Annotated in this window: 12 protein-coding genes and 1 pseudogene; 4 read left to right on the top strand and 9 right to left on the bottom strand. The window is 76.9% G+C overall.

Features of this window, described 5'->3' with window-relative positions:
* Positions 1-25: 25 nt before the first annotated feature.
* The 3 genes from ACHZ99_RS02935 (at position 26) to ACHZ99_RS02925 (ending at position 2425) form a co-directional block, all read left to right on the top strand.
* Positions 26-439 (top strand): HIT family protein, encoded by a 414-nt coding sequence (locus ACHZ99_RS02935; RefSeq protein ID WP_420302707.1) that lies wholly within the window; start codon positions 26-28, stop codon positions 437-439.
* A 60-nt stretch (positions 440-499) separates the two neighbouring features.
* Entirely contained in the window at positions 500-1354 is an 855-nt protein-coding gene (locus ACHZ99_RS02930; RefSeq protein ID WP_420302706.1) for a hypothetical protein, read from the top strand.
* Positions 1355-1690: 336 nt separating this feature from the next.
* Positions 1691-2425, top strand: coding sequence for a phosphatase PAP2 family protein (locus ACHZ99_RS02925; RefSeq protein ID WP_420302705.1), 735 nt, complete (start codon positions 1691-1693; stop codon positions 2423-2425).
* 12 nt (positions 2426-2437) lie between these two features.
* Here ACHZ99_RS02925 and ACHZ99_RS02920 read toward each other — a convergent pair whose 3' ends face one another.
* From ACHZ99_RS02920 to ACHZ99_RS02890, 7 genes and pseudogenes are all read right to left on the bottom strand, one after another.
* Positions 2438-3133, bottom strand: coding sequence for a DUF11 domain-containing protein (locus tag ACHZ99_RS02920; protein ID WP_420302704.1), 696 nt, complete (start codon positions 3131-3133; stop codon positions 2438-2440).
* A 148-nt stretch (positions 3134-3281) separates the two neighbouring features.
* On the bottom strand, positions 3282-6410 hold the full coding sequence (locus ACHZ99_RS02915) for a bifunctional [glutamine synthetase] adenylyltransferase/[glutamine synthetase]-adenylyl-L-tyrosine phosphorylase (protein ID WP_420302703.1): 3129 nt from the start codon (positions 6408-6410) through the stop codon (positions 3282-3284).
* 61 nt (positions 6411-6471) lie between these two features.
* A complete protein-coding gene (gene glnA, locus ACHZ99_RS02910; RefSeq protein ID WP_420302702.1) occupies positions 6472-7833 on the bottom strand; it encodes a type I glutamate--ammonia ligase in 1362 nt (453 codons plus the stop codon).
* Between the two features lie 634 nt (positions 7834-8467).
* Positions 8468-10783, bottom strand: a complete 2316-nt coding sequence (locus tag ACHZ99_RS02905; RefSeq protein WP_420302701.1) for a hypothetical protein — start codon at positions 10781-10783, stop codon at positions 8468-8470.
* A gap of 80 nt (positions 10784-10863) precedes the next feature.
* Positions 10864-14097, bottom strand: a pseudogene (locus ACHZ99_RS02900) (alpha-N-acetylglucosaminidase).
* Between the two features lie 133 nt (positions 14098-14230).
* Complete coding sequence (locus ACHZ99_RS02895) at positions 14231-14881, bottom strand: LuxR C-terminal-related transcriptional regulator (RefSeq protein ID WP_420302700.1); 651 nt, start codon at positions 14879-14881, stop codon at positions 14231-14233.
* A complete protein-coding gene (locus ACHZ99_RS02890) occupies positions 14845-16137 on the bottom strand; it encodes a sensor histidine kinase (RefSeq protein WP_420302699.1) in 1293 nt (430 codons plus the stop codon). Before ACHZ99_RS02890 ends, ACHZ99_RS02895 begins: the two co-directional genes overlap by 37 nt.
* A gap of 271 nt (positions 16138-16408) precedes the next feature.
* Here ACHZ99_RS02890 and glnII point away from each other — a divergent pair, with 271 nt between their 5' ends.
* Positions 16409-17428, top strand: coding sequence for a glutamine synthetase (gene glnII / locus ACHZ99_RS02885; protein WP_420303190.1), 1020 nt, complete (start codon positions 16409-16411; stop codon positions 17426-17428).
* Positions 17429-17538: 110 nt separating this feature from the next.
* Here glnII and ACHZ99_RS02880 read toward each other — a convergent pair whose 3' ends face one another.
* On the bottom strand, positions 17539-18516 hold the full coding sequence (locus tag ACHZ99_RS02880; RefSeq protein ID WP_420302698.1) for a GNAT family N-acetyltransferase: 978 nt from the start codon (positions 18514-18516) through the stop codon (positions 17539-17541).
* Positions 18517-18766: 250 nt separating this feature from the next.
* A complete protein-coding gene (locus ACHZ99_RS02875; RefSeq protein ID WP_420302697.1) occupies positions 18767-19744 on the bottom strand; it encodes a hypothetical protein in 978 nt (325 codons plus the stop codon).
* Between the last annotated feature and the right edge of the window lie 361 nt (positions 19745-20105).

Here is a 20105-nt window from a genome sequence, read left to right as displayed (position 1 = left end):
CCCCGGCCCGGTGTTGACTGGAGCGGTGAGCTGCCTCTTCTGTGACATCGCCGCCGGCGAACTCCCGAGCCACCGGGTCTTCGAGGACGACGTGGCCGTGGCCTTCCTCGACACCCGGCCGCTGTTCGCCGGCCACGTCCTGCTGGTCCCGCGCCGCCACGTGGAGACCCTCACCGACCTGCCGGAGCCGGAGGTGGGCCCCTTCTTCGTACGGGTCCGGCGGCTGACCGCCGCGGTGGAGAAGGCCATGGCCGCGGCGGGGTCGTTCGTCGCCGTGAACAACCGGGTCAGCCAGTCCGTGCCGCACCTGCACGTGCACGTCGTGCCGCGCAACCGCAAGGACGGGCTGCGCGGCTTCTTCTGGCCGCGGACGACCTACCGGGACGACGAGCACGCCGCCGGCACCGCCCGGCTGATCCGCGCCGCGCTCGACGGCTGAGCGCCCGCCGCGCCCCCGGCCCGGATGGAACCCGACGCGGAGCGGGCCCGTCCGAGTGGCATGAACCGAACGAGCCCCCCACGCATCTCCGCGGCCGCGGCCGCGGCCGTCGCCACCGCGGTGCTCGCCGCGGGCTGCGGCTCCCAGGACTCCTCCGGGCCCGCCGGGGACGAGGACCGCCGCGCCGGCGACGGGGCCGCCCAGCTCTACCGCGTCCGGGCCACGGTCCTGGCGAACGGCGAGCACGGACCCCAGCTCTGCCGCACGATCGCCACGTCGATGCCGCCGACGTGCGGCGGCCCCGACGTCGTCGGCTGGCGCTGGGACGACGTACGCGCGCACCGGCAGAGCGGCACCACGTACACCGACCCGCTGGTCCTCGTCGGCACCTGGGACGGCGAGCGCTTCACCCCCGTCGAGAAGCCGCGGCCCGCCGACACGTCCGCGCCGCCGGACGCGCCCGGCGACGGCGCCGCGGACCGCGCCACGCCCTGCGAGGAGCTGAAGGACGGCGGCGGGGACCCCGGCGGAGCCGGCGGCCGCGCCCGGCAGCGGGTGCTGGACCGGGCGCAGCAGATGCCCGGCTACGCCGGGGCCTGGCTCGACGGCGACGTCGTGAACCTCCGGTTCGCCGGCGACGGCGGCGGGCCGGACGCCGCGGAGCGCGAGCTGCGGGCCCTGTGGGACGGACCGCTGTGCGTCGTCGGCGCCGAGCACACCGAGGACGAGCTGAGCCGCGTCCAGGAGCAGGTCGACAGGGACGTCGACGGCATGCTCAGCTCCGCCGTCGACCCGGTGCGCAACGCCGTCGCCGTCGAGGTCGTCGCCGCCACCCCGGAGCTGCGGCGCGAGCTGGACCGCAGGTTCGGCGAGGGCACCGTGCTGCTGAGCGGCTGGCTGCGGCCCGTCGCCTGACCGCGCGGGTACGCGCCCGGCACACCCCGCGAGCAGGGTCCCGCGCCGTCCCTCCCCACCGGTGCGGGACCCGTCACGGCGGCGTCCGGTACGGCCCAGGGTGGAGGTGCCGGCCCCCATGCGGCACCGGGGGATGATCTGACGACCTCCCGCCGTCTGGCAAACTGTCTGCCCATGGGCGCGTCGTATTCCCGGGACCTTGCTCCCCGGCCAGCGGAGATTGCGAGGACTCTCCAGGACCGGCGGACACCCGTACCCCCCGCCGACCCGGACGCCGAGGGGGGACGCCGTGTCTCGTCGGCGTCCCGGGAGAGGCTCCGCGCCCTGCTCGGCCGGATGCGCTCGCCGCGCCCGCCGCGGCTGTGGTTCGAGATCATGCTGGTGGCGCTCGTCTACTGGACGTACTCCATCATCCGCAACGCCGCGCCCGACCAGGCGGCGCAGGCGCAGCGGAACGCGGACCGCATCTGGAGCTTCCAGGAGGACCTGGGGCTGGCCTTCGAACGCTCGCTGAACCACGCGGTCGACGGCGTCACCTGGCTCATCGTGTCGATGAACTACTACTACGGCACGCTCCACTACGTCGTCACCCTCGGCGTGCTCGTCTGGCTCTACCGCCGCCAGCCCGGCCGCTACGCCGCCGTCCGCCTCGCGCTCGCGGTCACCACCTGCTTCGCCCTCGTCGGCTACTACAGCTTCCCGCTGGCGCCGCCCCGGCTGATGGAGGGCATGGACTTCATCGACACCGTGCGGGTGCACGAGACCCTGGGCTCGACGTCGTCGGGCAACCTCGCCAACGTCTCGAACCAGTACGCGGCCATGCCGTCGATGCACGTCGGCTGGTCGGTGTGGGCGGGCATCACCATCGCGGTGCTGGCGAAGCCGCTGTGGATCAAGCTGCTGGGCGTGCTGTACCCGGTCCTGACGCTGGTGGTCATCATGGCGACGGCGAACCACTTCTGGATGGACGCGGTCGGCGGCGTCATCTGCCTCGCCTTCGGCTTCACGGTCTCGTTCGCCTGGTACGGGACGATCGCGTACCGGCTGCCACGGACGGTGGCGTCCCCCTAGCGCGGCGCGCGGTCAGCGCGGCGTCCGGTCGTCGTCCGTGTCCCGGGCGCGGCGGCGCCGCAGCACCACGATCCCGGCGGTGCCGACGACGAGCGCGGCGGCGGCGCTGACGGCCGCGTAGACCTTGTTCGAGGAGACCCAGGACTCCGGGGGCCAGTCGTCCCCGGCGCTGGTGCAGGTGAGCCACCGGCCGCCGGCGCCGCCCTGGAAGCAGACCGTGGTGGCGGACGCGGGGCGCCCGTCCCCGGCGTCGGCGCGCCGTTCGGCGGCCCGTACGCCGTCGGCGGCGTCCGCCGCGGCGGGCGCGTCGTAGGGGCGCGGCGCCGACGGGGCGGGCGCGCCGTTGTCCTCGGTCCGGTCGGGCGCGGCGGTCACCGTCAGCACCCGGCTGCTGCCCGCCGGCAGCGCGAGGCGCCACGTGACCTGGCGGCCGGTCGTACGGGCCCGGGGGCGCGCGGAGACGTAGCCCAGCGCGTCGGGGAGGAGCTGGGTGACGAGGCCGTGCGGGGCGTCCGACCCGGAGGTGTTGCGCACCGTGATCGCGTACGTCGTGCCGCCGTCCCGCGCCGGGCGGGTGTCGAGGGCGAGGCGGACCGGCGACGACGGCGCGTCCCCCGCGGGCGGTCCCGCGGGGGACAGCGGCGGCGCCGGGGCGAGGGACGCCAGCAGGCCCGCGGCCAGCGCCGCGGAGGCGATCGCCGTACGCATCCCGTGTCACCACCCTGCCGCTGCCGCCCGGTCCTCCGTGCGGCCGGTCTACCAGCGGGCCGGGCGGACAAAAAGGGCAAATCGCTCGAACGCGGCGCGATGGTACGAACGGCCCGCCGAACCGTCCCCCGGACGGCCGAACGGCGCCTCAGTCGCCGTAGAAGAGCCGCTCCACCACCGCGCGCGCCCGCCGCGTCGTCCGCCGGTACTCCTCCGGCAGCTCGCCGGCCTGCCCCGGCCCGTAGCCGAAGTAACGCGCCACCGCCCCGAGTTCGCGCTCGGCCGCCGGGAAGGTGTCCCCCGGCCGGCCGCGGACCAGCATGACCGCGTTGCGCAGCCGCGTCGCCAGCAGCCAGGCGTCGTCCAGTATCCGCGCGTCCTCCGCGCCCAGCAGCCCCGCCGCCAGCGCCGCGGCCAGCGCCGCGCGGGTGCGGGTCGTCCGCAGCGCCGGCACCTCGCGCGCGTGCTGCAACTGCAACAGCTGCACCGTCCACTCCACGTCCGCGAGGCCGCCGCGCCCCAGCTTCGCGTGCAGCGCCGGGTCCGCGCCGCGCGGCAGCCGCTCCGCCTCCATCCGCGCCTTCAGCCGCCGGATCTCCCGTACGGCGTCCTCGCCGAGCCCGCCCTCCGGGTAGCGCAGCGGGTCGATCAGCTCCGTGAACCGCGCCCCGAGCCCCGCGTCGCCCGCGACCGGCTCGGCGCGCAGCAGCGCGTGGCTCTCCCACGTCAGCGACCAGCGCCGGTAGTACGCCGCGTACGACCCGAGGGTCCGCACCAGCGGCCCCGACTTGCCCTCCGGCCGCAGGTCGGCGTCGACCAGCAGCGGCGGGTCGGCGCTGGGCAGCTGCAACAGCCGGCGCAGCTCGTTGGCGACGGCGAACGCCGCGGCGCTCGCCTCCTCGTCCGAGACCCCGTCGCGCGGCTCGTGGACGAAGAGCACGTCGGCGTCCGAGCCGTAGCCCAGCTCGTGGCCGCCGAAGCGGCCCATGCCGATCACCGCGAACCGCGTCGGCAGCGTGTCGCCCCAGCGGGCGGCGGTCGCGGCGCGCAGGGCGCCGGCGACGGTGGCGGCGTTGAGGTCGCTGAGGGCGTCGCCGGTGCGGTCGACGGCGGCGGCCATCCGGGCGTGCCCATCCGCGTCGTCCCCGCCGTCCGCGTCGTCGCCGTCCGGGCGCCGCGCGGCGTCGGCGCTCCCGGGGTCCTCGCCGCCGGGCGCCTGCGCCCCGTACGCCCCGTACGCGTCGATGAGGTCCGCCGCCGCGGTACGGAACAGCTCCCGCCGCCGCACCCCGCGGGCCGCCGCCACCGCCGTCTCCGGGTCCGCGTGCCGCCCCACCGCCGCCAGCGTCTCCTGCTCCAGGTGCGCCCGCCCGCGCGGCCGCAACCCCTGCTCGTCGCCGAGCAGCGCCACCGCCTCCGGCGCGCGCAGCAGCAGGTCCGGCGCGAGCCGGCCGGCGGACAGCACCCGGGCCAGGTTCTCCGCCGCCGCGCCCTCGTCGCGCAGCAGGCGCAGGTACCAGGGCGTGCTGCCCAGCGCGTCCGAGACCTTGCGGAAGTTGAGCAGCCCCGCGTCCGGGTCGGCCGAGTCGCCGAACCAGCCGAGCAGCACCGGCAGCAGCGTCCGCTGGATCGCCGCCTTCCGGCTCATCCCCGACGTCAGCGCCTCCAGATGGCGCAGCGCCGCGGCCGGATCCTCGTACCCCAGGGCCACCAGCCGCTCCCGGGCGGCGCCCGGCGTCAGCCGCACCTCCCCGGGCGCGAGCCGGGCGACCGCGTTCAGCAGCGGGCGGTAGAACAGCTTCTCGTGCAGCCGCCGCACCTCGAACGCGTGCCGCCGCCACGCCTTCCGCAGCTGCGGGACGGGGTCGCCGCGGCCCTCGTCGGGCAGCAGGCGGGCCAGCGAGCGGCCCAGCGCCCGCAGCTCGTGCTCGCCCTCCGGCACCAGGTGCGTACGGCGGAGCATCCGCAGCTGGATGCGGTGCTCCAGGGAGCGCAGGAAGCGGTACGCGGCGTCCAGCGCGGCGGCGTCGGAGCGGCCGACGTAACCGCCGGCGGCGAGCGCGGCCAGCGCGTCGAGCGTCGTGCCGCTGCGCAGCGAGGCGTCGGCGCGGCCGTGCACGAGCTGGAGCAGCTGCACCGCGAACTCCACGTCGCGCAGCCCGCCGGGGCCCAGCTTCAGCTCCCGGTCCAGCTGGGCCGCGGGGATGTTCGCGACCACCCGGCGGCGCATCTGCTGCACGTCCGGCACGAAGTTCTCGCGCTCCGCCGCCTGCCACACCATCGGCGCGATGGCGTCCGCGTACGCCTCGCCCAGCGCGGTGTCGCCGGCGACCGGGCGGGCCTTGAGCAGCGCCTGGAACTCCCAGGTCTTGGCCCAGCGCTGGTAGTACGCGAGGTGGGAGGAGAGGGTGCGGACGAGGGGGCCGTTGCGGCCCTCCGGGCGGAGGTTGGCGTCGACCGGCCAGATGGTGCCCTCGGCGGTGGTGTCCGAGCAGACGCGCATGAGGCGGGCGGCGAGGCGGGTCGCGGCCTGGAGGGCGGCGCGTTCGTCGGCGGCCTCGGCGGCGTCGGCGGGCTCGGCGACGAAGATGACGTCGACGTCCGAGACGTAGTTCAGCTCCCGCCCGCCGCACTTGCCCATCCCGATCACCGCCAGCCGGCACCGCGCGGCGTCCTCCGGCTCCTCCTCCGAGGCGATCTCCAGCGCCGCCCGCAGCGTCGCCGTCGCCAGGTCCGCCAGCTCCGCGGCGGCCTGCACCACGTCCGTCGTCCCGCACACATCGCGGGCGGCGATCCCCAGCAGCGCCCGCCGGTACGCGACCCGCAGCGCGTCCGCCCGCGGCAGCTCCGCGCCCCGCGCCCCCCACACGCCCTCCGCGAGCGCCCGCTCGAACTCCCCCGTCGTCGGGTGCAGGTCGGCGGCCTCGTACGTGACCAGCGACTCCCAGTCGTCCGGATGCCGGGCCAGATGGTCCCCCAGCGCCTCGGACGCCCCGAGCACCCCCAGCAGCCGGTCCCGCAGCGGCTTGGCCGCCACCAGCGTGTCGAGGAGCGCCTGCCGCCGCTCCGGCGCCAGCGCCTCCGCGAGCCGCACCAGCCCCAGCAGCGCCCGGTCCGGGTCGGCGGTGCCGCCCAGCGCGTCGAGCAGCACGGGGTCGTCCCGTACGCCGTCGAGCGCCGTGGACTCCAGCAGCCGCCCGGCGTCGGCCGGCTCGCCGAAGCCGTACCGCAGCAACCGGGTGAACGCGCTGCTCCTGCGCCCCTGCGGAACCGCCATCGCGCGCACCGCCTCCCGTCCCGTGATCACGCCGCTACGAGCTTACGGCGGCGGACGCCGCCTACAGCACCGGGAGGTTCTTGCGCAGCTCGAAGGCCGTGACCTCGGAGCGGTACTCCTCCCACTCCTGCTTCTTGTTCCGCAGGAAGAAGTCGAAGACGTGCTCGCCGAGCGTCTCCGCGCAGATCTCGCTGCGCTCCATCAGCGCGATCGCCTCGCCGAGGTTCTGCGGCAGCGGCTCGATGCCCATCGCGCGGCGCTCCGCGTCCGTCAGCGCCCAGACGTCGTCCTCGGCGCCCGGCGGCAGCTCGTAGCCCTCCTCGATGCCCTTGAGGCCGGCGGCCAGCAGCATCGCGTACGCCAGGTAGGGGTTGCAGCCGGAGTCGAGGGAGCGGACCTCGATGCGGGTGGAGCCCGTCTTGCCCGGCTTGTAGAGCGGGACGCGGACGAGCGCGGAGCGGTTGTTGTGGCCCCAGCAGATGTACGACGGCGCCTCCCCGCCCGCGCCCGCGGTGCGCTGGGAACCGCCCCAGATGCGCTTGTACGAGTTGACCCACTGGTTCGTCACCGCGGAGACCTCCGCGGCGTGCCGCAGCAGCCCGGCGATGAAGGAGCGGCCCACCTTCGACAGCTGGAACTCCGAGCCGGACTCGTGGAAGGCGTTGCGGTCGCCCTCGAAGAGCGACAGGTGCGTGTGCATCCCGGAGCCCGGGTACTCCGAGAACGGCTTCGGCATGAACGTCGCCTGCACACCCTGCTCCAGCGCCACCTGCTTCATGATCAACCGGAACGTCATGATGTTGTCCGCGGTGGTCAGCGCGTCCGCGTAGCGCAGGTCGATCTCCTGCTGGCCGGGGGCGCCCTCGTGGTGCGAGAACTCCACCGAGATGCCCATCGACTCCAGCATCGTGATCGCCTGGCGGCGGAAGTCCATACCGACGTTCTGGGGGGTGTGGTCGAAGTAGCCGGAGTTGTCCGCGGGCACCGGGCGGCTGCCGTCGACGGGCTTCTTGTCGAGGAGGAAGAACTCTATCTCCGGGTGCGTGTAGAAGGTGAAGCCCAGATCGGAGGTCTTGGCGAGGATCCGCTTGAGCACGTACCTCGGGTCGGCGAAGGACGGGGACCCGCCGGGCATGAGGATGTCGCAGAACATGCGGGCGGTGCCGGGGGTCTCCGCGCGCCACGGCAGCACCTGGAAGGTGCCGGGGTCGGGCTTGGCGAGCATGTCCGACTCGTGCACGCGGGCGAAGCCCTCGATGGCGGAGCCGTCGAAGCCGATGCCCTCGTCGAACGCCTGCTCAAGCTCGGCGGGGGCGACGGCGACGGACTTCAGGAACCCCAGCACATCGGTGAACCACAGCCGCACGAAGCGGATGTCGCGCTCCTCCAGGGTCCTGAGCACGAACTCCTGCTGCTTCTCCATGGTCCACATCCTCGCAGGTGACTCGGTGGCGCGGGCGCGAGCCCTCAGTATCACGCTACGGAGTTTCCCCCGGGTTTCGCACCCCGCGGGGCGCCTCCGGCGGGGGCGGCGGGGTACGGGGTGCCGCGGAGGGCCGCGGAGTGCCGCGGGGCGGGGATGGCGGCGGGGCGCGGTGGCGGCGGTGGGTGTCCGCGGGTGAGGACGCGGGTCTGCGGGCGGGGGCGGCGGGGGCCCGTCGGTGGTGGCCGGGGCGGGGATGGCGGCGAGGTGGGGGACGGTGGTGGTCGTGGGGTGCGGTGGCGGCGGTGGGCGTCCGCGGGTGGGACGCGGGTCTGAGGGCGGGGGCGGCGGGGGCCGGGCGCGGATCGCCGGCGGGCGGACGGCCGGGGCGCGCCCCGGCCGCACGCGCCGGTGGCGAGTGGGGCGGCGGCCGTACGGGCCCCGGCCGCGCGCGGCGCCGGTGGTGTGGGGCGGTGGCCGTACGGGACCCGCGGGCCGCGCGCGGCGGCGGCCTACGGGGCTCGCGGGCTTACGGTCGGGGTCCGCGGCGGTACGGGGCCCGCGGGCTTACGGGGCCCGGGGGCCTGTGACGGCGGGCCCCGTACGGCCGGTGGTGGGGCTGTCGTGGTGGTTGTTACGACGGGGGGTGCAGCGTCGTGCCATCCGTCAGCGTCGCGGTCAGCTCCGCGCGGGCGCCCTCCTCCGCCGGGGCGGCCAGGAAGCGGCCCTCCGCCGCGTCGCTGACGCCGCCGGAGGCGGTGACCGACGTGACGTCGCGGCTGCCCGCCGCCAGCACGTACCAGCTGCCGGAGCGCGCCTTCCACAGCACCCCCGCCAGCGCGTGCGGCGCCCGCACCCCGCACGCCGTGGTGTCCCGCGCGCGGGCCGCCACCGCGCCCTGCTGCCCCGCCTCGGCCGCCGGCGGCTGGAACTGGGCCAGCGCCACCCCGCCCGAGCCGCGCCAGGTCTCGGCCCGGGTGCACACCCAGGCGGCCGTGCCGCCCGCCTCGGGCAGCGGCTGGCCGGCGAACGTCCAGGAGTTCACCGTCCGTACGCCGCCGGCGCGGAGCGCGGCGAGGTGGCACGCGGTACGGGCCCAGCGGTCGCGGGCGGCGGCGCCGGAGACGTCGGTGGCGGCGGCGGGGGAGCCGTACGTCAGCCGGGCGGGCACCAGCTCGCCGAGGTCGGTGGTCAGCTGCGCGGGCGCGCCGGTCCCGGCGGAGGGCCGGGTGCGCAGCTCCAGCGCGGGCCAGGTGGTGCAGGGCCGACGGGCGGCGGGGGGCCGCGCGCCGGGTGTCCCGGTGGGGGCGCCGGCCGCTGGGGCGCCGCCGGCCCGCCCGCCCTGCGGCCGCTCGCCGCCCGTCTCCCCGCCCCGGGGCGCGCCGCTCTCGTCGGGGACGGTGGCCGGCAGCGGCGGGCTCGGTACGGGATCGGTCACGCCGTCCGGGGCGCGACCCACCCGCCGCGGCTCCGCCTCCGGGTCCAGCAGCTCGCGCAGCGAGACGCCGGAGACCCAGGGTGCGGTCAGATAGCGCACGTCGCCGTCGGTCCTGGCGACGACGACCGCGAGCGCGTTCGCCGCGCCGGCGCCGTCCGCGCGGGCGAAGTCGAGCACCGCGGCGCCCGGTTCGCCCCGCACCTCCGCGTACCGCACGAGCCGGAGGCCGTCGTGGAAGAGGACGACCGTCGCCCGGTCGACGTCCCCCGCGTACAGCAGCCGCGGCGGGCCCGCGGGCGGCCCGGCGGCGGTGCCGGGCGTCGCGGAGACCCGTACGGACTCGCCGGGCCGGGCCCAGGCGGCCAGCGCCCGGCGCAGCAGCGCGGCGTCGCCCGTGCGGGCGCCGCGGGCGGGCCAGACGGCGAAGTCGGCGCGCCCGGCGTGCCGCCAGTCGTCGCGGCCGGCGACGGCGAGCCGCGCCGGGTCGAGTGCCTGCTCGGCGAAGGCGTTGCGGGTGTACGGGGGTGCCGCGGCGCCGTCCGCGCCGTCCCCGGCGCCGGGGACGCCGAGCAGGGCGACGACGGCGACGACGGCCGCGGCGGCGGCGAGCGCGGCGCGGGTGTGCTGGCGGCGCCGTAGCAGGTCGGTGGGGCGGGCCTGCAACGCGCAGGGGTCGAACTCGGGGGAGAGCAGCAGCCGCCGCTCCGCGCTGCCGGGCGGCTCCGCGACGCGGCCGGCGGCGGCGAGCGCGGCCCCGGGGTCCGCGGCGCCGGCCGCCGCGAGGGTCCGCCGCACGGCGGCGTCGGGCAGCGCTTCGAGGCCGCGCAGGACGTACGCGGCGCGGGCCGGCGCGTCGAGCGCCGCGAGGGCGCGGTCGAGGGCCAGTTCGTCGGAGCCGCCGGGGCGGGGGTGGAGCCGCAGGCCCCAGAGCCGGGGCAGCGGGCTCGGGAGCCGGCCGGGCCGGGGCAGCCCCAGCGGCCCGCGCGGCCGCCCGGCGGCGAGCGCGGCCCGCACGATCCGCAGCCGTACGTAGGCGTAGCCGCCCCCGCCGCCGTCCGGTCGCCACGTGTCGCCCGCGGCGTCGTCGGCGCCGGGACCGGCCTGCGCGCCGTACGGCCCACCGGCTTCCGCGTCCTCCGGCGCCGCGGCACGGTCCGGGGCGCCGGGTGCCCCGCGCCCGCGGGGGCCGCCCCCGTTCGTCCGCGGGCCCGGCACCGGCCCGGCCGGCGGCACCCTGCCGCTGTCCGCCGCGCCGCCCGGCCGCGGCGCCTCCGGCGCCCCGGGGGCGGTGCGCCCGCGCGGCAGCGCCCGCTGGACAAGGCCGTGGGCGGCCAGCACCCGCCTGCCGCGGTTCTCCTCCGCCGGCAGCAGCAGGTACGCGAGCCGCGTCAGGTGCGCGTAGTGCTCGACGACCGCGGCCTCGGCCTGCTCCACGTCGACGGGCGGTGGGGCGGCGTCCGCGAACGGTGTCCGCTCCGCTGCCCCCTGGGCGGTGACGGCCTGCTGATCCACGCTGGGTAGAACGAGTGAATCCTCAGATGGTCACCCTGCCCCCGGGCGCGGCGGCCGCCGCCCACGGTGCGCGACCCGGCTCACCCGCTCGTCCACCCGCTGAACTCCACCGTCCCGCGCACCCCCGCCGCCGCCGACATGAACAGCCCCGCGTCCTGCGCCGCCGCCGTCCCCGGCACCGCGACCGTCGCCACCGTCCGCCACGTCGACCCGCCGTCCGTCGAGAACTCCCCGGTGAACTCCGCGCCCGCCCGCGTCAGCCGCAGCGTGACCGGCGCCGTCACGCCCTTCACCCGCCGGTACGTGTCCAGCGTCCCGTCGCCGTTCGAGTCGTACGACAGCACCACCCCGTTCGCCGGCGTGACCGCCAGGTTGAGGAACCCGCCCGCGCCCGCCGTCCGCAGGTTGTTGCGGGCGACGATGCCCGCCCGCGCCCACGGCCCGGTCGGCGCCTGCGCGTCGACGGTCAGTGTCACCGAGCCGCCGGAGGCCAGCGCGCCCGGGCGGAAGACCGCGCCGAACTCCGTCCTCGACTTCCACATGTCCGCCCCGCCCCCGTCGATCTCCCCCACAGCAATTCGCGCGTGGGCGGTACCCCCAAGCGGTCGCCGAGCTGCCCGAAGACGGCGTCGTTCGTCGTCACCGTCGCGACGTCGTCGCCCAGCGGACCGGCGACGAACAGCGTCCCCGGCGTGTGCACGGTCACCGGCTCGCGCCCCGCGTCCATCGCGTACGCCGCGCGCACCTCGTACGCCAGCGGCGTCAGCGGCGCCGCCGGCGGCCCCGCCGGGGCCCGTACCTCCCACGCGTGCTCCGTCCGCCCCGCCGCCGGCACCCCCGGGGCCCGTACCTCCCACGCGTGCTCCGTCCGCCCCGCCGCCGGCACCCCCGGCAGGGACACCGCTCCCGGCGGTGTCGCGTCGAGGCCGGTCAGCTCCAGCTCCACCGGGCCCGTCGCCGCCAGCCCGCACATGTTGCGGAACCCGGCCGTCAGCTTCCCCGTCCCGCCGGGCGCGAGGGCCGCCGGATCCGCCGCGGCCGTCACCACCCCCTGATACGGCGCCGCCGCCAGCACGTCGCGCACGCGGCGCGCCAAGGCGTGCGCGTTGCCGGAGGGGCGCTCGGGGTAGCGGTTGCGCCGCCGGGTCCAGGGCTCCTCGACCGCGTACCAGTCGAAGGGCTCCGGCTCGCGCCCCGCCGCCAGCGCGTCCCGCAGCTCCTCCAGGTACGCGCGCCAGCGCGGCGCGTGGAAGTCGCGGATCAGCCCGGACCAGTCGCGGTTCGCGTAGTCCGCGAGGTGCCCGCCGTCGGCGGTGGGGCGGTCGGCCCAGGTGGTGACGAGGATCCGCGCGGTGCGCTCCAGGTGCGCGGCCTCGGCGTCGTCGGCGGCCATCCGGCGGGCGTCGGCGAGCCAGGGGCCGAGGAGGAACGCGCGGTGCGCGCCGGTGACGTCGTCGCTGAGGTCCATCAGCTTCAGCCACAGGTCGGAGAGCGTGCGGAACGTCGCCGCGTCCTTCCGCCCGTACGCCGCCTTCAGCTGCGGCAGCAGCACCCGCGACCGGTTCGCGAGCGCCTGCCGGGCGAGGTCGACGACGTCGTGGCGGTACGCGTCCGACCGGCGCAGCGGCGGGGCGACGTCCAGCAGCGCGTCGAACGCCTTGTCGAACTCGGCAAGGTCGAAGGCCGGGGTCTTGGTCGCGTAGTACGCGCCGGAGCGGGCGTCCAGCGACGGGCGGGCGGCGAAGACCGAGTCGTGCGGGCGGCCGTCGGCGCTGGAGATCGCGTACGCCGTCGTGCGCAGCGCCGCGAACGCCGCGCGCGCCGCGTCGTCCTCGGCGCCGTAGCGCACGGCCGCGTACGCGTCGAACCACTCCTCCCGGTCCACCGCCTCCGCCCGCCACGCCAGCTCGCTGAACAGCTCCAGCGCCGCCGGGTCGCGCTCGGCGGCCTCCGGCATGTACGCGGTGCCGGCGCACGCGCTGCCCGGCTTGTCGCGCCAGGCGGCGAAGCGCTCCGCCCACATGTGGGTCTTGGCGCCGATCTCCCCCACAGCGCTTCGCCCGTGGGCGGTACCCCCACCGGCCGCCGAAGTTGGGGATGGTGCCGAAGGCGTACGGCACGCCGCCCCAGTCCGCCTCGCGGTCGGTGACCCGCTCCAGGTCGGACAGGCCGTCGACGACGAGCATCCGGTCGGGGTGGGCCAGGCCGTCGAGCAGGTCGCGCCGCGGGTTCTCCTGCCAGCCGAGGATGACCCAGGTCGCGCCGGGCCGGGCGGTCTGGAGCGCGGCCTCGACGGCGCGCGCGGCCTGGGGCACGGGGACGTCGCCGGGGTCGCCGCCCTCGTGCAGCAGGTCCATCTTCAGGTGCCGTACGGGCCCGAAGAGCTCCTCCTGGTGGCGGTAGAACGCGGCGGCGACGTCGCGGAAGACGTCCGTGCGCGGGTCGAGCCAGTCGGGGCGGGCGAGTCCGGCCCAGGTGCCCTGGGGGATGGTGCGGGCGCCGGGGTTCCGGTCGGCGAAGCCGCCGGGGACGGTGCCGAAGTAGCCGGGCAGCACGGGGGACATGCCCAGCTCGCGCATGCGGTCCACGATGCGCCGGCCCAGCTCGGCGCGCGCGGTCAGCAGCGCGGGGCTGACGGGGCCGCCGTAGCCGCTCATGTTCTGCAGCAGCCACCAGGGCTGGTGGCTGGGGGCGGGCAGCCAGGCGCGGGCCTCGGCGTCGGAGTAGCCGAAGTCCTGGAGCAGCCGGTGGTAGACGGCCTCGGCGCCCGGGGTGACGAGGACCTGGTTGCAGCCGTGCAGGGCGAGGACGTCGAGGAACCGCTCCCAGCGCGGCCAGTCGTGGCACGGGCCGGTGTAGCCGTCGTGCGTGTCGTTGAGCGCGAAGCGGGCCGGGACGGTGGCGCGGCGCTCGACGGGGGCGACGGGCGCGGGGAGGGTGCGCGGCAGCCGGGTCTGGTCGCCGGACCAGGAGACGACGGCGCGGCAGGTGTACTTCAGATACCAGTGCACGCCGGTGAGGAGCACCGCGGGGCTGGTGCCGCCGACCTCGATCCGGCCGGCCCGGCCGCGTACGGTGAACCGCTCGGCGCCGTCGAGGGCGGTCAGCGCGAACTGCCCGGCGTGCTCCGGCAGCAGCCGCGCCAGCGCCTCCCGGGCCGCCGCCACGTCGAACCTCCCGCCGGCCGCCGGCACGCCTCCGGCTCCGTCTCCGGCCGTCACGCCGCGGGCCTGCGCGGGCCCGCCCACGAGTGCCGCGCCGGCGCCGAGCGCACCGGCCGTGCCCAGAACGTTGCGTCGCGTCATCTCCGTCATCCGCGGACGGTAGTCACGCGCCGGGGGAGGGGGCAACGGAGCGAAATCGGGTGAAACCGGCCGCACCGCCGTGGCCCGGGTGCACCGGCAGCGCCGGCGCCCGGCGATTGCCGTCGTAGGGGGAAGGGGTCCCTCAGCCGTGGTCCAGGTACGCCAGCACCGCCAGCACCCGGCGGTTGTCGTCGTCCGACGGCGGCAGCCCCAGCTTCGTGAAGATGTTCGAGGTGTGCTTGGCGACCGCCCGCTCGGTCACCACCAGCCGCTCCGCGATCGCCGCGTTGGACCGGCCCTGCGCCATCAGCTCCATCACCTCCCGCTCCCGCGGCGTCAGCGAGTTCACCGGCTGGTCCTGCGCCGCCCGGCGGCTCAGCAGCTGCGAGATGACCTGCGGGTCCATGGCCGTACCGCCGCCCGCCACGCGCCGTACCGCGTCGATGAACTGGTCGGCGTCGAAGACCCGGTCCTTCAGCAGATACCCCACCCCGCCGCGCTCGTCGGCCAGCAACTCGCGCGCGTAGAGCTGCTCCACGTGCTGCGACAGCACCAGCACCGGCAGCCCCGGCCGCTTCGCCCGGGCCTGGAGCGCGCACTGGAGCCCCTCGTCCGAGAACGACGGCGGCAGCCGCACGTCGACCACCGCGACGTCCGGCTCCAGCTCGTCCAGCGCCCGCGCCAGCTCCGGGCCGTTGTCCACCGCGGCCAGGATCTCGAAGTCGAACGCTTCGAGCATGCGGACGAGACCGTCCCTCAGAAGGAAGAGGTCTTCGGCGATGACAGCGCGCACGGAATCTCCAGGGTCACCATCGTGGGGCCGCCCACCGGGCTGTTGACGGCCAGTACGCCGTCGAATGTACCCAGCCTGCGCTCCACGCCCGCGAGCCCGGAGCCCTTGTCCAGCGCCGCGCCGCCGCGCCCGTCGTCGGTGATCGCGATGCGCAGCATGCCCTCGCGGTAGCCCATGTCCAGCCACACGTGCCGTGCCTCGGCGTGCTTGACGGCGTTCGTCAGCACCTCGCTGACCGCGAAGTACGCCGCCGACTCCACCGGCTCCGCGGCCCGCCCGGGCGGCGTGCCCAGGTCGATGTCCACCTCGACCGGCACCGGCAGCCGCAGCGCCAGCGCCCGTACCGCGTCCGCCAGACCGCGCTCCGCGAGCACCGGCGGGTGGATGCCCCGTACCAGGTCGCGCAGCTCGGTCAGCGCCTCGGCGGACTCCCCGCGCGCCCTCGACACCAGCTCCTTCGCCTTGGCCGGGTCCTTCTCGATGAGCGCCTCGATGGTCCCCAGGCTCATGCCCATCGCGACCAGCCGGGCCTGCGCGCCGTCGTGCAGGTCGCGCTCGATGCGGCGCAGCTCGGCGGCGGAGTTGTCGACCGCGTCCGAGCGGGTCTCGGTCAGCCGCGCCACCCGCCGGGCCAGCTCGACCTCGCGCGGGGCGAGCACCCCCTTGGTCAGCTGGAAGTGCAGCCGCAGCAGGCGGGGGGTGGCGAAGAGGCCGACACCGAGCAGCGCGGTGCCGAGTCCGGCGGCCATGAAGGCGGTGCTCTGCGAGGAGACGGGGACGAAGCCGTACCAGTACGTGCTGTCGCCGCCGCCGGTCATGGGGTCCCAGACCCCGGCCGCGATCACGTACCCCTCCAGCGGGTAGTAGGCCAGGGCGACCGTCACGATGGCGAGGACCGCGCCCGCGGTCATGTCGGTGAACAGCCAGCGCACGTCCCGCCAGGTCGCCGGGTCGGTGAGCAGGTGGCGGGTGCGCTGCGCCTGGCCGACGAGCCCGCCGCGCAGGCCCGGCGGCCAGGGGCGGTACGAGGCCGGGACGGCGACGTCCGACCACTGCGCGGCGAGCAGCCGGCGCAGGTTGGCCTGCAAGCGCACCCCCTCCAGCACCCAGGGCGTCGTGACCAGGCCGATGCCGAGGACGGGGATGAGCACGACGGAGACGACGGTCAGCACGAAGAGCGTGATCGAGGCCGCGGTGCACAGCACCGTCAGCGCCAGCGCGCGGACGCCGGCGAGCGCCCAGTTCCGGATGATCATCTCCGTGTTCCCCTCTGTCCCTGCCGGTCCCGCCCGCGGGGGCCGTCCCTGCCGCCCGGTCCCTCCCGGCCGGCACCTCACAGTCTGCCGCGCGGCCGGGGCCCGGGCACGGGTCCGTACCCCCTGACCGGGGTGTAGCTAGCACCACCCCCGCGGCGGCGCCGGCAGGGACACACCGGATTTACATCCGGGCAACGGACGGGAAACCGCACCTTGCGAGGCTGCCGCCAGGACGACACCGCACACCCCGGAGCCACCCGTGAGTCACCCCGTGAGCTACAAGGCCGAGTACATCTGGATCGACGGCACCCTGCCCACCGCCAAGCTGCGCTCGAAGACCAAGATCGTCGAGACCGGCGCCGAGCCGCCGCTCTGGGGCTTCGACGGCTCCAGCACCAACCAGGCCGCGGGCGACTCCTCCGACCGCGTCCTCCAGCCCGTCTTCACCTGCCCCGACCCGATCCGCGGCGGCGCCGACGTGCTCGTGCTCTGCGAGGTCCTCGACCCGGACATGAGCCCGCACTCCACCAACACCCGCGCCGAACTGCGCGAGGTCGCCGAGCGCTACGCCGCGCAGGAGCCCGTCTTCGGCATCGAGCAGGAGTACACCTTCTTCCGGGGCTCCCGCCCGCTCGGCTTCCCCGAGAACGGCTTCCCCGCCCCGCAGGGCGGCTACTACTGCGGCGTCGGCGCGGACGAGATCTTCGGCCGCGAGGTCGTCGAGGCCCACCTCGACAACTGCCTCGGGGCCGGCCTCGGCCTCTCCGGCATCAACGCCGAGGTCATGCCGGGGCAGTGGGAGTTCCAGGTCGGGCCGCTGGGCCCGCTGGAGGTCGCCGACCAGCTGTGGGTCGCGCGCTGGCTGCTCTACCGTACGGCCGAGGACTTCGGCGTCTCCGCCACCCTGGACCCCAAGCCCGCCAAGGGCGACTGGAACGGCGCGGGCGCGCACACCAACTTCTCCACCCGGCGGATGCGCGAGAGCTACGAGGCGATCGTCGCCGCCTGCGAGGCGCTGGGCGAGGGCGACAAGCCGCTGACGCACGTGCGCGCGTACGGCGCGGGCGTGGAGACCCGTCTGACGGGGGCGCACGAGACGGCGCCGTGGGACGAGTACTCGTACGGCGTCTCGGACCGCGGGGCGTCGGTGCGGATCCCCTGGCAGGTGGAGAGGGACGGCAGGGGCTACATCGAGGACCGGCGGCCGAACGCGAACGTCGACCCGTACGTGGTGACGCGGCTGATGGTGGACACGTGCTGCGCGGCGCTGGAGAAGGCGGGGCTGGACTGAGGCGGGACCGGGGCTGGGCTGAACCGGGGCGGTGCCGGACCGGGCCGGGGCCGGACCGGGCCGGGCTGGCCCGGGCTGGCCCGGGCCGCGGCCGGTCGCCGCCGGGTACGTCAGAGCTTGCGGATCAGCTCCCGGCGGGCGGCGAAGTTGACGTAGCCGCCGCGCTCGAAGCCCCGGACCATGGCCGCGTTCCCGGCGTCGCAGTCGCCGCGGATCTCCCGCGCGCCGTGCTCGGCGAGGATCCGGGTGCCGCGGGCGACGACCGCGGCGCTGAAGCCCTGCCCCCGGTGGGCCGGGTCGACGCCGATGAAGCCGAGGACCGCGACGGTGGGGTTGACGGCCGGCAGGCTCACCGCGGCGGGGTCGCCGTCGCCGGTGAAGCCGATCTCGAACCACGCGGGGTCGTGCTCCATCTCCCCGCAGTCGGCGAACAGCGTCTCGGCCGCGCCGCGCAGCCCGCGCTCGGCGACATCGGCGGCCAGCCACGTGTCCGCGGTGTCGGCGAGCAGCCGCGTCAGCAGCGCAATGAACGGCTCCTCGCCCAGCTCGGGCAGCCCGCGGAACGTCAGCCGCGGATCCTCCGGCGGCATCTCCTGCCCGGCGAGCCACCGGAAGCGGCGGCCGTCGCGGACGAGCGCGAAACCGGCGTCGGTGAAGACGCGCTCGCGGGCGGCGGGGTGGTACTGGTACTGCGGCGGCTGGACGGGGGAGTCGATCACGTACAGCAGCTCGGCGGCGCCGAGGGCGCGGGCCTCGGCGCAGGCGTGCTCCAGCAGCGGCAGCGCCACGGAGCGGCCGTCGTCGGCGTCGTCCCAGGGCGCCTCGACGAGCACGACGGACTCGGGGACGGACTTGCCCGGCAGGGTCCACAGCACGGCGCTGCCGCGGGGCGGGGCGCCGTCCTGCCCGGCGAGGAAGCACCACCCGGGGCGGGTGCACTCCTTCGCCAGAAGGTCGGAGAGGTAGGCGGCGGTGCCGTCGTTGCGCTCGGCGGGGCGGGTCTCGGCTGTCGGGCGGTCGTCGGGCAGCGCGAGGAGGGTCGGAAGCTCCGCGGGCTCTGCGGGTCGTACGCGTACGGGATGAGGCATCGCGCGATTGTCGGCCGCCGTGCGGAACGTGTGCAACCGGCTTTTGGGCTCGCTCTTTCGGCGGCGCTGCGCTGGCCCGCGGCCCGGGCGCTGTCGAGGCTGAGGGCATGTCAGGGGCGCGGCGAGTCTGGACGGTGGCCGCCGGCGCACTGCTGAGCGCCGTGGCGGTGCTCCTGCTGTGCCGGTACACGGTGGCGGACCCGTCGTACTACACGCGCGCGGTACGGGACGCCGACGGCTACCGGCGCGTCTACGAGGAGGTGCTGCCGGACCCGGCGGTCCGGCAGGCGCTGCGCACGGGCGCCCTGGGCGTCCCGCTGCGCAGCGACGCGGTCATCGAGAACCTGCCGCTGCTGGTGCCGCGGCCGGCACTGGAACAGGCGGCGCACCGGGAGGCGCGGGCGCTGGTCGCGGCGCTGACGGGCACCGGACGGCCGGGTTTCGGCGCCGCGTGGCGCGGCCCGGTGGCGGAGAGCGCGACGGCGGCGGGCAGCGCGCACCTGCGCGCCCTGCGCGCCGACGCGGACCCGGCGGCGGCCCGCGGGCTGACGGAGCTGATCAACCGCCTCCGCACGTACGCGGCTCCGCCGGGGGCGGGGGTGGCGCCGGCGCGTCCGCCGACGTCGGCGCTGCGGAGCGCGGTGGCGGGGTTCGTCCACGACACGTGGCCGCCGGGGGCGGCGCGGCGGATCATGACGGCGCTGGACGGGGTGCTGCCGGCGGGAGTGGAGCGAAGGGGCGGCGGGCCGGGGGCGCGGGTGCCGCTGATGGTGGCCGGGGGCCCGGCCGCGGAAGGCGGGCGGCCGGTGGCGCCGGCGGCGCCGTTGGCGCCGTTGGCGCCGCGCGAGGAGGCCGCGGGGCCGGCGGGGGCGCCGGAGGGCGTGGCGGCGGGCGACGCGGCGGGGCGCGGGGCGGGGGCGCGTCCGCCGCTGGTCGCGGGCGGGGGTGTGCAGGCGACGGGGGAGTTGCGGGCGCCGCTGGTGGCCCGCGCCGGTGCCGGGGAGAGGGCCGCTTCGGGGTGGCCGGGGTGGGCGCCGGAGCGGGGCGCGGTGGTACGGGCCGTGCTCGCGGCGTCCGCGACGTGGTGGGCCGTCGCCGGGACAGCGGGCGCGGCGGCTGGCGCCGGGGCGCTGGCGCTGCGCGCGGCGGCGCGGAGCGGGCGCCCCCGGGCGCGTACCGCCGCGGCGGTGTGCGGGGGCGCCGCGGCGCTGACCGCCGCCGCGGGCACGGCGGTGTGGGCGGCGCTGCCGGCGGCCGCGGGCCTGGTGCCGGACGGCCTGCCGCCGAGCGTGTCGGCGCTGCTCGCGGACGTGGCGGCCGGGCTCTACCGCGAAGCGGCCCTGGCCTGGGCCGGGGCCCTGCTCGCGCTGGCCCTGACCGCCGCCGCCCTGGCCCTCGCGGCCTCGGCCCCCGTCCGCAGAACCCTGCACCGCCCTTTCACCCGCCCGCCCCGACCGTCACAGCCCGTTCCGGATCCGGTCCGTGAACCCTCCGCGATGCCGCCCGCGCCGGAGGCGGTCCGCGACCCCTCTGTGACTCCGTCGACGCCACACCGCGCCGGTGGCCGCGCGGCTCCGCCGGGGGCGGTC

Source organism: Streptomyces sp. MAR4 CNX-425 (genome assembly GCF_048656465.1).
GTDB lineage: Bacteria > Actinomycetota > Actinomycetes > Streptomycetales > Streptomycetaceae > Streptomyces.
The sequence above is the reverse complement of the archived record's forward strand: the minus strand, read 5'-3'. Positions and strand labels throughout refer to the sequence as shown.

Bases quoted from the DNA above. Each gene is read 5' to 3' on its own strand.
- ACHZ99_RS02920 (WP_420302704.1), bottom strand. From the start codon at position 3,133: ATGCGTACGGCGATCGCCTCCGCGGCGCTGGCCGCGGGCCTGCTGGCG.
- ACHZ99_RS02930 (WP_420302706.1), top strand. From the start codon at position 500: ATGAACCGAACGAGCCCCCCACGCATCTCCGCGGCCGCGGCCGCGGCC.
- ACHZ99_RS02880 (WP_420302698.1), bottom strand. From the start codon at position 18,516: ATGCCTCATCCCGTACGCGTACGACCCGCAGAGCCCGCGGAGCTTCCG.
- ACHZ99_RS02925 (WP_420302705.1), top strand. From the start codon at position 1,691: ATGCGCTCGCCGCGCCCGCCGCGGCTGTGGTTCGAGATCATGCTGGTG.
- glnA (WP_420302702.1), bottom strand. From the start codon at position 7,833: ATGGAGAAGCAGCAGGAGTTCGTGCTCAGGACCCTGGAGGAGCGCGAC.
- ACHZ99_RS02915 (WP_420302703.1), bottom strand. From the start codon at position 6,410: ATGGCGGTTCCGCAGGGGCGCAGGAGCAGCGCGTTCACCCGGTTGCTG.
- ACHZ99_RS02890 (WP_420302699.1), bottom strand. From the start codon at position 16,137: ATGATCATCCGGAACTGGGCGCTCGCCGGCGTCCGCGCGCTGGCGCTG.